A 14,163-nucleotide genomic window follows, 5' to 3' on the forward strand; every position below is an offset into this window, starting at 1 on the left:
GCTATGCAAGAATTGGAACAGGTTATCGCTGCCTATGGTGCGGCATGGCAGTCGACCGATCCCGAAAGGCGACTGAGCCTTCTTGAGCAGTGTTTTGCACAAACTGGTCGTTACGTCGATCCAACTGCAGAAGTTTCCGGCAGAGATCAACTCAATGCCCATATCGGAGCGGTTCTGAGTGATACAAAGGGCCGAGTTGAGCTGACCAGTGAGCCGAATTCACACCATGATGTGGTCCACTTCACCTGGCATATGATTGCTTCCGATGGGTCCATTATGGTTACCGGGCATGATTTCATTCGTCTCGATGCCGATGGCAAGATTGCACATTTGGCGGGCTTTTTTGGCGACCCTGCCCCAGTGCAATAGCGGCTAGACGCTTATTTGTTCGGGTGGGTTATCGAGCAGCGCGCGCAGACGCAGCATGGCATCTTCGAACTTCTCGAGCGAGACATGCCCATTCACCGCTATACGAACGGCATTTGGCGCGCGACCATCCCGCAGTGCGAATTCATCGGCCGATCGCAGCTGAATACCTTCCCGCTCGGCCGCCCGGCTGAACGCAGCAGACCGCCAACCGGAAGGCAAATGAAGCCAGACGAAGGGAATCTCCGAATCCCAGTTTAGATCGAAGCCACCCAGGGCGTTTACCGCCACACGTACATATTCGCCCATCTTGGTACGGACGTTTTTTGCAAGTTGCCTCGCCTCTGGATGTCCCAACAGCAACCGCGTCAACTCAGCCAAAGGCTGGGCGAGCCCGAAATACCCGTATTCTGCAGAACGCCGCAGATCGACGCTCTGCTCTTTCGGTGCGATGGCGAAACCTACCCGTAATGCTGGTGTTAGAGTTTTCGAAATTGACGAAACATGCCAGCCCCGTTCGGGTGCCAAAGCACGATAGCTGGGCGCGCGGGCCTCGCCCATGCGATAGCAATCGTCTTCGATGATCTGTAATTCATGCTTTCGCGCAATCTCGACAACTTCTTTGCGCCGCTCCAAAGGTGAATGCCCGCCCGTTGGGTTCTGCACTTCGGGTGAGACGCAGATCGCCTGCGCCTTCGTTTGCCTGAGGATGTGGTCCAGCGCATCGGGGCTTATGCCCCATTTGTCCATTTTTACCCCGACAACCTCGGCGCGCATCAACTCACCTGCCCGTCTGAACCCGGCATAAGACAAGTCCTCAACCAACACGATGGGTTTTGGATCTTTCAGAACGGTCTGGAACACAACGCAAATGCCACTTTGCCCACCATGTGTCAGTACAATGTCATCTGCATTAATTGAGCCCAGAGGAAGATCTGACAACCAGTCGGCCACAACCTGGCGCACGGGTAGGTAGGCATCTCGGGTCGGATAGTTCATAAACATCCGCGGATCGCCTTTTGCAACCTTTTCAAGGCATTCGCGGATTAATGTCACCTGCCCCACATCCGGCAAGCGTGGGCTGAACAGGCTGACATTGGATTCATATTTGTCGTCCCTCAGATGTAGCTGCCGCGACCAGACATCATCCAGAATGGGCGATCTCGGCGGGGCTACAAATGTACCACGCCCGACCTCGGCTTGTAGCAAACCTTCATCGGTCAGGATCGTATAGGCGCGCGCGACAGTGCCTGGTGTAATCTTTAATCGATACGCTAACTCACGCACCGGAGGCAGTTTCTTTCCAACCTCCAGCGTTTTGTTTTCTATCGCTTTTCGGATCGTGTCAGCGACCAGAGTATATTTTGGACCTTTGGATTTCGGTAGCGCCTCTGGCCAAATTGTATCCATTACAATTCTTCCTTTGATTTCGACACAATGCTGAATGTATCAAAGCAGTGTACCGAACATTTTTACTTTGTGTCAATACAATTTGAAAGGATACCCAAGATGACACGCGCAATGCACAACCCCGCCCTCTTGCTGCTGAACGACAGCCCTCGGCTGCCGCTGATCGCCGCGCTGGCCGTGCGGTTTGCGGCGTCGGTCACACAATGGGAACAACGCCGCCGCAGCCGGGTAAACTTAGGTAAGCTGGATGACAGGCTGCTCCGCGATGTCGGGCTGACCCGCCATCGGGCAGATGCAGAAGTCAGCCGCTATTTCTGGATGAAATAGACTATCCCCAGTCCCATCTAAGGGACCTCTTCCTGGCCGGGGTTTATCCCCGGCCTTTTTTTACCCAAAGGCAGCAGCGGCTGAGCCTTCTGGAGGAAGCGAATAGGTCATGCTGGCCCGCGCGACGGGCTTGTCAGAGCCTTCCGAGTAAATCAGCACATCCCCAACAGCCAGCGTTCTACCTAATTTCAACAACTTACACTCAGCAAGCAGGTCTGCCCCGCCTTCGGGCTTGCGCAAGAAATCCAGAGAACTGTTGGTCGTGACAGCCAGAGATTGCCGACCTTTCCGTGCTAAAACCATTGCATATACACTGACATCGGCCAGCCCGAACATGGACGGACCAGATACTGTGCCTCCGGGGCGCAGGTGACGGTCTTCGACCCTCAGGCGCATGGTGATGTTGGCTTCTGTCAGATCCTCGACGACAAAGTCGTTATGAACCTGTGGAAACACCTGCGCCAGGTATTCCGTCAATTCTTGTTTATTCAGTGCTAATGACATGCTTCCCCTCGTCGCTCTGCCCGCCTAGAGTTGGCCTGAACGCCAGCGGGAGGGCAAGATGGCAATTCTGGAACGTCACGACACAGGTGCGATTGCACGGCTTCGAATGAACGCGCCTGAGCGGTTGAACGCCCTCAGCGATGAAATGCTGGCGGCCCTGCAGGCAGAGTTCGATGCGTTGCGCGAAGACAAGTCGATTCGTGTTGTTGTTCTTTCCGGTGCGGGGAAAGCGTTTTGCGCGGGGCACGATCTGAAACAGATGACCCAGGGGCGGCAGGCACCCGATGGTGGGCTTTCCTATTTTCAGGATCTGTTCGACCGATGTGCTAAGATGATGATGTCCATTCAGTCCCTGCCCCAACCCGTGATCGCCCAAGCGCACGGGATCGCCACTGCCGCAGGGTGTCAGCTTGTAGCAACCTGTGACCTGGCAATCGCAGCCGAGGGCACACGGTTCGGCGTAAATGGTGTCAATATCGGCTTGTTCTGCTCCACTCCGATGGTGGCTCTCAGCCGGAATATACCGCGGAAACAGGCGTTTGAAATGCTCACGACCGGTGATTTTATCACCGCCGAACGCGCGGCTGAGCTGGGTCTGATCAATCGAGCGGTTCCCGAGAACTTGTTGGAAGATGAAACCAATGCGTTGGCCGAGAAGTTGGCAGGCAAGCTCAGCAGTGCGGTGAAAATCGGTAAAACCGCTTTTTATCAACAGATTACAATGCGGACTGATCAGGCATACGATTATACCGCCGAGGTAATGGCACAGAATATGATGGACCGGAATACTGAGGAAGGAATTAGTGCCTTTATCGAAAAGCGCCCGCCTGATTGGCACCAGTAACGCAATTATTTAATACATTTTTGCCGACTGTTCGCATTTTTTCACTTTTCAAAAGGGCGACACTGTGGCAAAGCTGGGTCAAGGCCAAGGCCTGACCATACTTTTGGGTCGCCGTGGGCGGAAGGTCCCTCCAAGCTGGTTTCTCTCACCGGCGTTGACATTCCCGCAGCGGCGACCCCAAGAATCCCCCTCAGAACTAAAGCGATTACTGCGCATTGCGCATGGCCCTGCTCTGCCCTATTTGGCAGCACATGACAGAGACATTGCATATCGTGGGCGGCGGCATGGCCGGGTCCGAGGCCGCCTGGCAGGCAGCGGAAATGGGCGTGGATGTTGTGATCCACGAAATGCGTCCTAATGTGGGCACGTTTGCACACCAGACTGGCAATCTGGCCGAGATGGTGTGTTCGAACTCATTCCGATCGGATGATGATGAACAGAACGCAGTCGGCTTGCTGCATTGGGAAATGCGCGCGGCAAACGGGTTGATCATGACGACCGCAGATAGCCATCGCCTGCCTGCGGGTGGCGCGCTTGCGGTTGACCGTGATCCTTTTGCCGAAGCCGTAACTGCCAAGCTGAAGGCCCATCCACGGGTCTCGGTCTCAGCGGAAGAAGTAACCAGTCTACCCCAAGACGGAATGTGGATCTTTGCAACCGGGCCGTTGACCTCGCCCGCATTGGGGGAAGCCATTCGCGCAGAGACTGGTGCCGAGGCGCTGGCCTTTTTCGACGCGATCGCCCCCATCGTCTATGCAGACAGCATTGATATGAGCAAAGCCTGGATGCAGTCACGCTACGACAAGGGCGAGACTGAGGAAGAGCGCACCGCTTACCTCAACTGTCCGATGGATCGTGATCAGCACGAAGCCTTCATTGATGCGCTGCTGGCTGCAGATAAGACCGAATTCCACGAGGGAGAGACCGCTGGTTATTTCGACGGCTGTCTGCCGATCGAGGTTATGGCCGAGCGCGGTCGTGAAACTTTACGCCATGGCCCGATGAAACCTGTTGGCCTGACAAATCCGCATCAACCGGACGTAAAACCTTATGCCGTCGTCCAATTGCGACGCGACAATGCCTTGGGCACGTTGTTCAATATCGTCGGCTTTCAAACCAAGATGAAATACGGAGCGCAGACCGAGGTATTTCGTATGATACCGGGTCTGGAAAATGCCAGCTTTGCGCGATTGGGTGGCATTCACCGCAATACTTTCATCAACTCTCCGACTTTGCTGGACGCGCAGATGCGGCTCAAGTCTAGGCCAAATATTCGTTTTGCGGGGCAAATCACGGGGGTGGAAGGCTATGTGGAAAGCGCAGCGATGGGCCTTTTGGCAGGCCGTTTGGCCGCTGCCGAAATACTAGGCCGATCCCTTCCCGACGTACCGCAAGACAGTGCGATGGGCGCATTGATCCACCACATCACGGGCGGCGCCGAAGCCAAGACCTTCCAGCCGATGAACGTGAATTTCGGTCTGTTTCGCCCGGTCGACGGCCTGAAGGGGGGGCGCCGAGGCCGCAAGGACCGCTACAAGGCCTATACCGATCGCGCAAAAGAAGTCTGGAGCGATTGGGTAAAGCAGTGTTGACTGGACGTCGCCCCCAGCCTGCGCCTAACATGTAAGGTATGAGCGATAAGTTTCTGAAAGACACATACAATCTGAATTCTGCCCAGGAAACGCACGATCACTACCAGAAATGGGCGGCCTCATACGATGATGAGGTCGGTGAGCACGGATATGTCACCCCGGACCGTGTTGCGGCAGCATTGAAATCCTTTGTCTCAGATGCTGATGCGCTAGTGCTGGACTACGGATGCGGTACCGGGTTGTCGGGTTTAGCACTTCGCAAGGCGGGTTTTCGTGTCATCGATGGGATGGATCCAACACCAAAGATGCTGGAAGGTGCCGCTGCCAAGGGGGTTTATCGCAACTTGATAAACTTCGAAGTTACTGATCCCAACCCCATTGAAGCCGAGGCTTACTCAGCCATAACGTGCATTGGCGTCATCGGCGTTGGTGCCGCGCCGCCTGAAACCTTTGATCTACTTATGAACGCGCTGCCACGTGGCGGATATCTGGCGTTTTCCTTCAACGATCACACTTTGGCTGACCGCACTTACACCGGGCGGCTGAACGATTGGCTGGACATGGGGCACGCAAGGCTGTTATTCCGCGAATATGGTCCACACCTACCTGGTATGGACATGAAATCTGACGTTTATGTTGTTGAAAAAACGTGACATTCACAACGCGTTTTGCACCATCTCCAACAGGTCCGCTGCATCTGGGGCATGCCTATTCCGCGCTTCTTGCGTTTGATCAGGCACGGGCTGCGGGTGGATCATTTCTTTTGCGGATCGAAGATATTGATCAATCGCGATCCAGGTCCCATTGGGAAACCCAGATCTACGACGACCTGCACTGGCTTGGACTGCACTGGCCGCACCCGGTGATGCGCCAGTCGGACAGGCTGCCGCGATACAGAGAGGCATTGGAGATTCTCAAAAACACGGGCCTGGTCTACCCTTGCAGCTGCAATCGTGCTGATATCGAATCTGCGGCCGGTGCTCCGCAGGAAGGTGTACCCCAGTTCGGACCTGACGGGCGCATCTATCCAGGCACGTGCCGCGACCGCCCTTTGTCGGATGCTTCAGCTGGTGATGTTCTGCGCCTGAACATGCACAAGGCAATCAAGGCATCCGAACTTCGTGGATTTTGTGAAACTGGTGCGAAGTATTTGGGAACGCATGAGCTTGATGCGCACAATCTCATGGACGCGGTTGGCGATATCATTCTCGTTCGGCGCAATATGGGCAGTTCGTATCACCTGTCCGTCGTGGTTGATGATGCGGACCAGAACATCTCACATGTGATCCGGGGCGAGGATTTGTTCGATGCCACGCAGATACATGTCCTTTTACAAGGGCTGCTTGGGTTGCCGACACCTGTTTATCATCATCACCGTCTGATCCGTGACAACAACGGCAAACGCCTCGCGAAACGTGACGACGCACGCGCCATCTCGCTTTATCGCGAACAAGGAGCATCTCCTGCTGAAATCAGAGAGATGGTGGGCATTTGACCTGACCACCATCAGAGGCCCCACTATTCCATCGGCTTCATGAGCTCGACTTCGGTCCCATCGCGGACGGCCGTGTAGAAACAACTTCGCCGATTGGTGTGACAGGCTGGCCCCGTTTGGTTCACCACGACCAGCAGGCAATCCCTGTCGCAATCGACGCGAAAATCCACCAGGGCCTGCAAGTGGCCTGAGCTTTCGCCCTTGATCCAGAACGCCTGTCGTGACCGCGACCAATACGTAACCCGTCCGGTTTCCAACGTTTGCTCGATGGATTGGGCATTCATCCAGGCCATCATCAGAACCTCACCCGTCGCTTCGTCCTGTGCGATCGCGGGGATCAAACCCGCCTCGTTGAATTTCAGTGTCGACGGATCGAACAAGACTGCGTCAGCCATCGCAAAAACCTTTTGCATCCCAGAATCCCGCCATTATGTATGGGGAATGGACAACGAGGGAAAGCCATGAGCGGCGAAACCGATCTGATCAAGCTCTATTCCGGACGCATCTTGGCGCTAGCTGCGGATATTCCGCATCTGGATCGCTTGGATAATCCCGATGCGACGGTAAAGAAACGAGCCCCTTTGTGTGGATCGACCGTGACTGTAGACGTCAAGCTTGAAGATGGGCGGATCGTGGACTTTGGGCAAGACGTCAAGGCCTGTGCGTTGGGTCAGGCCTCGGCTTCGGTCGTAGGCAGCGCCGTGATCGGGGCGACGCGGTCGCAGGTCGAAACCGCACGTGATCAGCTTTCCGCAATGCTGAAGAAAGACGGCCCTGCCCCCGAGGCGCCCTTTGACGGGCTCGAAGTTCTGATGCCCGCGCGGGACTACAAGAACCGCCACGCGTCAATCATGCTGGCGCTTGACGCGACCGCCGAGGCGATGGAGCAGGCCGAACAAGCCAACTGCGCCTGATTGGCTTTTCCATACAAAGCCGTATAGGGTGCCCCCAATGATTGGGGGGGCTAACGTGAACAATTTGCTGGAACATTTTGTGACGCTCTGGGTCGTGATCGACCCGATCGGCACCATCCCAGTCTTTATCGCTGTCACTGCTGGGATCGCGACGGGTGCGCGTCGTAAAACCGCTTTACTGGCCGCGTTGGTCAGCGCAGGCATTCTGCTGTTCTTTCTGATCTTTGGGCAACTTGTGATCGAGGCTTTGGATATCGGCCTTAACTCGTTTCAGGTTGCAGGCGGAATTATTCTGTTTCTCTTCGCTCTGACCATGATCTTTGGCGAAAGCAAACAGGTGATCGAGCAGCGCCAGGCCGAAGAAGACCTGGACGACAAAATGCACAAGACCAATCCGGCCATTTTCCCTTTGGCCGTCCCTTCGCTTGCGTCACCGGGCGCGATGCTGGCGATAGTGGTTCTAACGGACAACAACCGATACAGCGTCGCCGATCAGAGCATCACTGCACTGGTTATGTTGGTCGTTATTGCCATAGCGTTTGTGCTGATGCTGTTGGCCGAGCCGATCATCCGGTTGATCGGGCATTCCGGCGCAGCGATCATCAGCCGCGTGATGGGGATGATCCTTGCATCCGTCGCCGTAAATTCAGTTCTATCCGCCACGATCGAAATCATCAAAACCGGACAGCTGTAAAAAGAACCGCCGCACCTTCCGGGCGGAAAGGGCGGCGGCAAGTCATGCGTTTCTCATGTAGGGTCCGGATCACCGCACGGGGCCGAGGCAGGCCCCTTCAAGGGAAATGGGACAGGCAGGTCACCCTTGACTATGACGGGGAGACAAGCGCGGTGTGATCGGCACGAGATCGCAGGCAGAAAGGCTTAGAACCCGGTTGGCAGGTGAAGGGCAACCACCAGCATCACAACCAGTGAAACCGCGCCCGCTGCATCCTGCAAAATCGTGGATTGTGAACGGGTAAAGGCAGTTTTGATCTGGCTCAGCATGGTCTCACCTCCGGTCAGGTTTAATCCTTTGTTGACCTTTTGTTCTCATATTTTAACGAGTCGGTAAAGAACTTTTTGAGAACATTTGTGAACTTAGTGGGATTTTCGGTCTAACCCACTGATATCAAACGGATCGCCTGATCCTGCTTCATAAGCCACAGAAGAACACGCGCAGCCTGCCCCCGATCCGAGGTCAATTTGGGGTCTGCGGACAGCAAAGCGCGCGCATCTGATTGCGCCACCGCCATCAGCCCAGCTTGCCTTTCAAGATCAGCTATCCGGAACTTTGGCAGGCCAGATTGTGCGGTTCCGATCAAGTCACCTGCACCGCGCATCTGCAGATCGGTCTCGGCAATGCGGAAGCCGTCTTCAGTTTCTCGGAGTACCTCCAGCCGTTTGCGACCACCCTCGCTAAGCGGTGGCTGATACATCAACAAACAGGTTGAGGCATCTTCACCACGTCCAACTCGGCCCCTAAGCTGATGCAACTGCGCCAGACCAAAAATCTCTGCCCGCTCAATCACCATGATCGTGGCGTTCGGCACGTTCACCCCAACCTCGATCACCGTAGTAGCGACAAGGACTTTGGTCTTACCACTCTGAAACGCCGCCATTGCCGCGTCTTTATCGGCGGGCGGCATTTGGCCGTGTACCAGACCCACCACATCGTCCCCCAAGATCGCGCGCAACCTTTTGAAACGCTCTTCAGCTGCAGTCAGGTCCGAGACCTCGGATTCATCGACTAATGGGCACACCCAATAGCATTGTTTGCCTGCATCAATCGCACCGCGCAGATGGGCCACAACTTCGTCCATGCGTTGCGTGCTGACGACTGCGGTCTTGATCGGTTTACGACCCGGCGGCTTTTCATCCAGCACCGAGACGTCCATATCGCCGTACTGCGCAAGCGCCAAACTGCGCGGGATGGGCGTAGCGGTCATCACCAGCACATCCGCGCGTTGGCCCTTTTCGGACAGCTCCATGCGTTGGCGGACGCCAAAACGGTGCTGCTCATCAACGATGGCCAGCCTTAGGGCTTTGAATTCAACATCGTCCTGAAACACCGCGTGGGTACCGACCAATATCTGAATATCTCCCTGCTTCAGCGCAGCCAGCTTCGCTCGACGCTCAGCCCCCTTGTCGCGCCCGGTCAGGATTTCCAGTACAACTCCGGCTTCTTCTGCCAATGGACGCAGCCCTTCAAGATGCTGCCGGGCAAGGATTTCGGTAGGGGCCATCATTACCCCCTGCCCGCCAGCTTCGACGGCTATAAGTAGCGAAACAAATGCTACCAGAGTCTTTCCTGCCCCCACATCGCCCTGAAGCAACCGGTTCATCCGCGTCTCAGCGGCCATATCTGCCGAGATTTCCTCGATCGCGCGTGTCTGCGCTCCGGTTGGTCGATATGGAAGGCTTGCCAGCACCTTGGATTGCAAAGCACCGGTGCCGAGACTGACGATCCCTCGCGCTTTACGCTCACGCTGTCGTGCCAGGGCCAGCGTCAATTGATGTGCGAGCAGCTCATCGTAAGCCAGACGTTCCCGCGCAGGCGCAAAAGGTGCTACGTCGTCCGCCCCTTGTGGGTGATGCGCCGCGTGAATAGCAGTTGTCCAATCTGGCCAATTCTGTTGTGCCACCTGAGCGGGGTCGGCCCATTCGGCCAATGCAGGTACTCGCGCCAACGCACTTTGAGCAGCTTTATAGGCAGTTTTTTGCGTCACACCCTGCGTCAGATGATAAACCGGTTCAAACTCGGGCAATTCGCCTGCGTTTTTAGGCGCGACCATATGATCGGGGTGTACCATCTGAGCCATGCCATCGAACAGCTCAAGCTTTCCCGATACCACCCGGCGTGCGCCCTCCGGCAACAGCTTCTTCAGATAGTCCCCTCGGGCATGAAAAAACACCAGTTGGAAATCCGCCTGACTGTCTTCAACATGAATGCGATATGCGCCCCCTTTGTTCCGCGGTGGTCGATGCGCGCCGATCGTCACCTCAACAGTCAAAGTCGTCGGAAGGTCGGCGCCCTTTATCGTATCGCGTCGCCGCCGGTCAATCACCGCATAAGGTAGCGAAAACAATACATCGCGCGGTGAATCGATCCCTAATTGGCCCAGAAGCTGCGCGGTCTTCGGCCCCACACCATCTAGTGTTTCAAGACCCGCAAACAGCGGAAAGAGCTGTTCAGGCCTGCCGCTCATAGATCGCCAATCAGTTGAAGCCAGCTATCTTCATCCAAGGTTTCGATGCCCAGATCAGCCGCTTTTTTCGCCTTGGACCCTGCGCCCGGGCCCGCCACGAGAAAATCAGTTTTCTGACTGACCGAGCCGGATACCTTGGCCCCCAGCGCTTCGGCGCGGGCCTTGGCCTCGGCGCGTGTCATCTTTTCAAGCGTTCCCGTAAACACGACGGTTTTTCCTGCGACCGGACTGTCCGACGCAGGAGCCTCTGGTGGAACAACCGTCAGATGTTTACGCAGATCATCAAATGCTTGGCGTTCCTCCGAATTGGCAAACGCATCAGATAGTGACAACCCGAGCGTGGCGCCGATTCCGTCGATACCAATCAGATCTGCCCAGGCGCTGGCGGCATCTGTCGAAACATCCATTCGCGCGAAAGCCGCGTCCCGAACTTCTTTAACTTTCGCACGCCTCGCTTCTGCAGTAGCCGCGATCCTCTCGGCGTCTTCCGCTTCATCGGCTGCACGCTGCGCAAGCGCGGCAGGCCGGGCCGTATCAATGGAGGCCGCCATTACATCCCATTCCCGATAAAACAACGCCAAATCTCGTGCACCAACTTCGCCCACATGACGAATCCCCAGAGCGAACAACAGACGGGCAAACGGTATGGTTCGCTTGTCATCGATCGCTGCAAACAGGTTGCTGGCCGATGTCTCGCCCCAGCCGTCGCGGTTCTTCAACCGGGCCAGGTTTTCGGTGTCGCGATCTTTCAATGTAAATATATCAGCGGGTGTGTTTATTGGCAGAAGAGGATCGCCATAAAACATCTCGATTTGTTTTGCGCCAAGCCCTTCGATATCGAACGCCTTGCGCGATACGAAATGTTTGAGTTTTTCAACCGCCTGCGCGGGACATATCAGCCCCCCTGTGCAGCGGCGGACCGCATCCCCCTCTTCCCGGATCGCGTCGCTGTCACATTCCGGGCATTTCGTCGGGAAAGCAAAGGGCCGCGCATCATCGGGTCGTTTCGACAGATCAACATCCGAGATTTTCGGGATCACATCCCCGGCCCGATAGACCTGAACCCAATCTCCAACGCGAATATCCTTGCCCTCACGAATGACTCCGCCTTTGGCGTCCCGCCCTGCAATATAATCTTCATTGTGTAGGGTCGCGTTCGAAACAACTACCCCGCCAACGGTTACCGGATGCAGCCGCGCTACCGGGCTAAGCGCGCCGGTACGGCCCACCTGAATGTCGATGGCTTCAAGCCGCGTCCAAGCCAGTTCGGCAGGAAACTTGTGCGCAATCGCCCAGCGGGGCGTGGTAGATCGGAAACCCAGCCGGGCCTGCAGACTCAGATCATCGACCTTGTATACGACCCCATCAATGTCATAGCCCAAGGTCGCGCGCTGAGCTTCAATCTGACGGTAATGTTCCAACATCTCATTAGTCGTTGAGCAACGCCTTGTCAGCGCATTTACCTGGAACCCCAAGGTTTTGAGGCGATCAATTGCGCCCATCTGAGTCTCAGCTAGCGGTGCAGACAGTTCACCCCAGGCGTAGGCAAAGAATTTCAGCGGGCGAGATCGTGTTATTTCGGAATCCAGTTGACGGAGGGAACCAGCCGCAGCGTTGCGCGGATTTGCAAAGGTCTTTCCACCTGTTTCGACCTGACGTGCGTTCAAAGCCTCGAAATCATGGTGAGACATGTATACCTCGCCGCGAACCTCAAGAACGTCTGGTGCACCCTCAATTCGGTGTGGAATATCGGAAAGCGTACGCGCATTTGCGGTAACGTTTTCACCGGTCTCACCATCACCACGTGTTGCAGCCTGCATCAGTTCACCCTGCTCATACCGTAGGGATAATGACAGGCCGTCGATTTTGGGCTCAGCTGTATAGGCGAGCGGTGCCTCAACTCCCAGTCCCAGATATTTGCGGATCGAGCGGTCAAAATCGGCAACATCCGTGTCATCAAACGCATTGCCCAGTGACATCATACGCACGGCGTGGGTCACTTTTGCAAACCCATCTGAAACGCGTGCGCCCACTTGTTCAGTAGGGCTGTCGGAGCGTTTCAGTTCGGGGAATCGTGCCTCGATCTCGGCATTGCGACGCTTGAGAGCATCATAGTCGGCATCCGAAATTTCTGGTGCATCTTCAGTGTGATAAAGCTGGTTTGCCCGCAGCAATTCCTTGGCGAGCCGGGCCAATTCTTCCCGTGCTTCATCTTCTGTCAGATCTGCGATTGCTGTGGTATCGCTCATGGCCCCGCCCTGTCACATCGTCTTGAAAACCAGTGATAGGACGAGGCCATGGTCAGGTCCAGTGTTGTGCTGACACGCGAGTGGATTTACCGCCCCGGACCATTGACGGTAGCAATCATATAAGATCAGGCACCTACGGCCATGCGGGTTTCACCCATGTTGTTTGCTTGCGGATCACGCAGGACGTATCCACGACCCCAGACCGTCTCGATATAATTCTCACCGCCGGTCGCATTGCTGAGTTTCTTGCGTAACTTGCAGATGAAGACGTCGATAATCTTGAGCTCGGGCTCATCCATGCCGCCGTAGAGATGGTTCAGGAACATTTCTTTGGTCAGTGTTGTCCCTTTCCGCAGGCTCAGAAGTTCCAGCATCTGATATTCCTTGCCTGTCAAGTGTACGGTTTTTCCGTTCACCTCTACGGTTTTGGCATCCAGATTTACGGCGACCTGCCCGGTGTGTATCACGGATTGAGAATGCCCCTTAGAGCGGCGGATAATCGCATGAATGCGCGCCACCAGCTCTTCGCGATGGAAAGGTTTGGTCAGATAATCGTCTGCTCCAAATCCAAATCCCTTGATCTTGCTTTCGGTGTCATCAGCGCCCGACAGGATCAGGATCGGTGTCTCTACCCGTGCTATGCGCAGTTGGCGCAACACTTCATGGCCGTTCATATCCGGCAGGTTCAAGTCCAACAGGATGAGGTCGTAATCATATAGCTTGGCCAGATCGATGCCTTCTTCGCCAAGGTCCGTCGCATACACGTTGAGATTGGCGTGTGTCAGCATCAGTTCGATGCTTTTGGACGTGGTTGGATCATCCTCGACAAGAAGTATGCGCATGTTCACTGCTCCAATTTAGGTCAAATTCTTCAACTGATTTGAGCCTGAATAAAAATGGTTAATCTGACGTTACCGTTGAATCATTTATTCACTTTCACCTTTAAGTTGTCGATATTTTTTTAAGGCCGTCACCTTCAACGCATCGATCCCGTGCTCAGCAACTGCTGAGACCCACGAGTTGAACTCTTCATCGCTGATGCCATAGCGCTTTTTGGCTTCGGACAACGAAATCAACCCATAAAGTACACCACGCACGACGATCACCTTGCGCGACGCCACCCAGCGCCGCGTATCCGCAGGAGGCAAATCGGCGCGTGTCAGCACGCTCCCGTCCGGTAGGGTGACCGACCTTGGACCTTCCACTTTGTGCAAATACATCTCTCATACCTTCTGCTGCTGCGACAAAGCTGCACCCAG

15 protein-coding genes and 1 pseudogene are annotated in these 14,163 nt (G+C 55.4%); 8 read left to right on the forward strand and 8 right to left on the reverse strand.

From position 1 onward, the window contains the following. Positions 1-3 precede the first annotated feature (3 nt). Positions 4-369: a nuclear transport factor 2 family protein gene (locus ACR0DE_RS11500; RefSeq protein ID WP_170421555.1), complete on the forward strand. Its 366-nt coding sequence runs from the start codon at positions 4-6 to the stop codon at positions 367-369. Positions 370-372: 3 nt separating this feature from the next. Here ACR0DE_RS11500 and ACR0DE_RS11505 read toward each other — a convergent pair whose 3' ends face one another. Continuing rightward, on the reverse strand, positions 373-1,776 hold the full coding sequence (locus tag ACR0DE_RS11505) for an aminotransferase-like domain-containing protein (RefSeq protein ID WP_170421552.1): 1,404 nt from the start codon (positions 1,774-1,776) through the stop codon (positions 373-375). Positions 1,777-1,875: 99 nt separating this feature from the next. Here ACR0DE_RS11505 and ACR0DE_RS11510 point away from each other — a divergent pair, with 99 nt between their 5' ends. Then, complete coding sequence (locus ACR0DE_RS11510; protein ID WP_170393113.1) at positions 1,876-2,103, forward strand: YjiS-like domain-containing protein; 228 nt, start codon at positions 1,876-1,878, stop codon at positions 2,101-2,103. 60 nt (positions 2,104-2,163) lie between these two features. Here the strand turns inward: ACR0DE_RS11510 and ACR0DE_RS11515 are convergent, their stop codons facing one another. Continuing rightward, on the reverse strand, positions 2,164-2,607 hold the full coding sequence (locus ACR0DE_RS11515; RefSeq protein ID WP_480753249.1) for a PaaI family thioesterase: 444 nt from the start codon (positions 2,605-2,607) through the stop codon (positions 2,164-2,166). A 49-nt stretch (positions 2,608-2,656) separates the two neighbouring features. Between ACR0DE_RS11515 and ACR0DE_RS11520 the strand changes: the two are divergent. From ACR0DE_RS11520 to gluQRS, 4 genes and pseudogenes are all read left to right on the forward strand, one after another. Beyond that, positions 2,657-3,451 (forward strand): annotated as a pseudogene (locus ACR0DE_RS11520) (enoyl-CoA hydratase); the annotation flags it as partial. Between the two features lie 251 nt (positions 3,452-3,702). Beyond that, complete coding sequence (gene trmFO, locus ACR0DE_RS11525; RefSeq protein WP_480753252.1) at positions 3,703-5,043, forward strand: methylenetetrahydrofolate--tRNA-(uracil(54)-C(5))-methyltransferase (FADH(2)-oxidizing) TrmFO; 1,341 nt, start codon at positions 3,703-3,705, stop codon at positions 5,041-5,043. Between the two features lie 38 nt (positions 5,044-5,081). Continuing rightward, entirely contained in the window at positions 5,082-5,696 is a 615-nt protein-coding gene (locus ACR0DE_RS11530) for a class I SAM-dependent DNA methyltransferase (protein WP_480753254.1), read from the forward strand. After that, positions 5,693-6,538 (forward strand): tRNA glutamyl-Q(34) synthetase GluQRS, encoded by an 846-nt coding sequence (gene gluQRS, locus ACR0DE_RS11535; RefSeq protein WP_480753256.1) that lies wholly within the window; start codon positions 5,693-5,695, stop codon positions 6,536-6,538. Before ACR0DE_RS11530 ends, gluQRS begins: the two co-directional genes overlap by 4 nt. A gap of 23 nt (positions 6,539-6,561) precedes the next feature. On the opposite strand, the gene hisI is transcribed toward gluQRS, so the two are convergent. After that, positions 6,562-6,951 carry a phosphoribosyl-AMP cyclohydrolase gene (hisI, locus tag ACR0DE_RS11540; protein ID WP_480753258.1) on the reverse strand — a complete coding sequence of 130 codons (390 nt, stop codon included), beginning with the start codon at positions 6,949-6,951 and terminating at the stop codon, positions 6,562-6,564. Between the two features lie 48 nt (positions 6,952-6,999). On the opposite strand from hisI, the gene ACR0DE_RS11545 reads away from it, so the two are divergent. After that, a complete protein-coding gene (locus tag ACR0DE_RS11545; protein ID WP_480753260.1) occupies positions 7,000-7,452 on the forward strand; it encodes an iron-sulfur cluster assembly scaffold protein in 453 nt (150 codons plus the stop codon). A gap of 55 nt (positions 7,453-7,507) precedes the next feature. Beyond that, the gene (locus tag ACR0DE_RS11550) at positions 7,508-8,146 is read left to right on the forward strand and encodes a MarC family protein (RefSeq protein WP_170393121.1); all 639 of its coding nucleotides are present in this window, start codon (positions 7,508-7,510) and stop codon (positions 8,144-8,146) included. Between the two features lie 185 nt (positions 8,147-8,331). Here the strand turns inward: ACR0DE_RS11550 and ACR0DE_RS11555 are convergent, their stop codons facing one another. From ACR0DE_RS11555 to sciP, 5 genes are all read right to left on the reverse strand, one after another. Continuing rightward, positions 8,332-8,454 (reverse strand): hypothetical protein, encoded by a 123-nt coding sequence (locus tag ACR0DE_RS11555; RefSeq protein ID WP_255612104.1) that lies wholly within the window; start codon positions 8,452-8,454, stop codon positions 8,332-8,334. Between the two features lie 110 nt (positions 8,455-8,564). Continuing rightward, the gene (gene recG, locus ACR0DE_RS11560; protein ID WP_480753262.1) at positions 8,565-10,655 is read right to left on the reverse strand and encodes an ATP-dependent DNA helicase RecG; all 2,091 of its coding nucleotides are present in this window, start codon (positions 10,653-10,655) and stop codon (positions 8,565-8,567) included. Further along, a complete protein-coding gene (gene ligA, locus ACR0DE_RS11565; protein WP_480753264.1) occupies positions 10,652-12,904 on the reverse strand; it encodes an NAD-dependent DNA ligase LigA in 2,253 nt (750 codons plus the stop codon). Before ligA ends, recG begins: the two co-directional genes overlap by 4 nt. A gap of 125 nt (positions 12,905-13,029) precedes the next feature. Beyond that, complete coding sequence (gene ctrA, locus ACR0DE_RS11570; protein WP_170393124.1) at positions 13,030-13,746, reverse strand: response regulator transcription factor CtrA; 717 nt, start codon at positions 13,744-13,746, stop codon at positions 13,030-13,032. 84 nt (positions 13,747-13,830) lie between these two features. After that, a complete protein-coding gene (gene sciP, locus ACR0DE_RS11575; protein ID WP_170393125.1) occupies positions 13,831-14,124 on the reverse strand; it encodes a CtrA inhibitor SciP in 294 nt (97 codons plus the stop codon). Between the last annotated feature and the right edge of the window lie 39 nt (positions 14,125-14,163).

It is taken from the genome of Ruegeria sp. C10 (assembly GCF_056537805.1).

Coding starts and splice junctions, on each gene's coding strand:
- ACR0DE_RS11555 (WP_255612104.1), bottom strand. CDS start 8,454: ATGCTGAGCCAGATCAAAACTGCCTTTACCCGTTCACAATCCACGATT.
- trmFO (WP_480753252.1), top strand. CDS start 3,703: ATGACAGAGACATTGCATATCGTGGGCGGCGGCATGGCCGGGTCCGAG.
- ACR0DE_RS11545 (WP_480753260.1), top strand. CDS start 7,000: ATGAGCGGCGAAACCGATCTGATCAAGCTCTATTCCGGACGCATCTTG.
- ACR0DE_RS11500 (WP_170421555.1), top strand. CDS start 4: ATGCAAGAATTGGAACAGGTTATCGCTGCCTATGGTGCGGCATGGCAG.
- recG (WP_480753262.1), bottom strand. CDS start 10,655: ATGAGCGGCAGGCCTGAACAGCTCTTTCCGCTGTTTGCGGGTCTTGAA.
- ACR0DE_RS11530 (WP_480753254.1), top strand. CDS start 5,082: ATGAGCGATAAGTTTCTGAAAGACACATACAATCTGAATTCTGCCCAG.
- ctrA (WP_170393124.1), bottom strand. CDS start 13,746: ATGCGCATACTTCTTGTCGAGGATGATCCAACCACGTCCAAAAGCATC.
- ligA (WP_480753264.1), bottom strand. CDS start 12,904: ATGAGCGATACCACAGCAATCGCAGATCTGACAGAAGATGAAGCACGG.
- ACR0DE_RS11505 (WP_170421552.1), bottom strand. CDS start 1,776: ATGGATACAATTTGGCCAGAGGCGCTACCGAAATCCAAAGGTCCAAAA.
- ACR0DE_RS11510 (WP_170393113.1), top strand. CDS start 1,876: ATGACACGCGCAATGCACAACCCCGCCCTCTTGCTGCTGAACGACAGC.
- hisI (WP_480753258.1), bottom strand. CDS start 6,951: ATGCAAAAGGTTTTTGCGATGGCTGACGCAGTCTTGTTCGATCCGTCG.
- sciP (WP_170393125.1), bottom strand. CDS start 14,124: ATGTATTTGCACAAAGTGGAAGGTCCAAGGTCGGTCACCCTACCGGAC.
- ACR0DE_RS11515 (WP_480753249.1), bottom strand. CDS start 2,607: ATGTCATTAGCACTGAATAAACAAGAATTGACGGAATACCTGGCGCAG.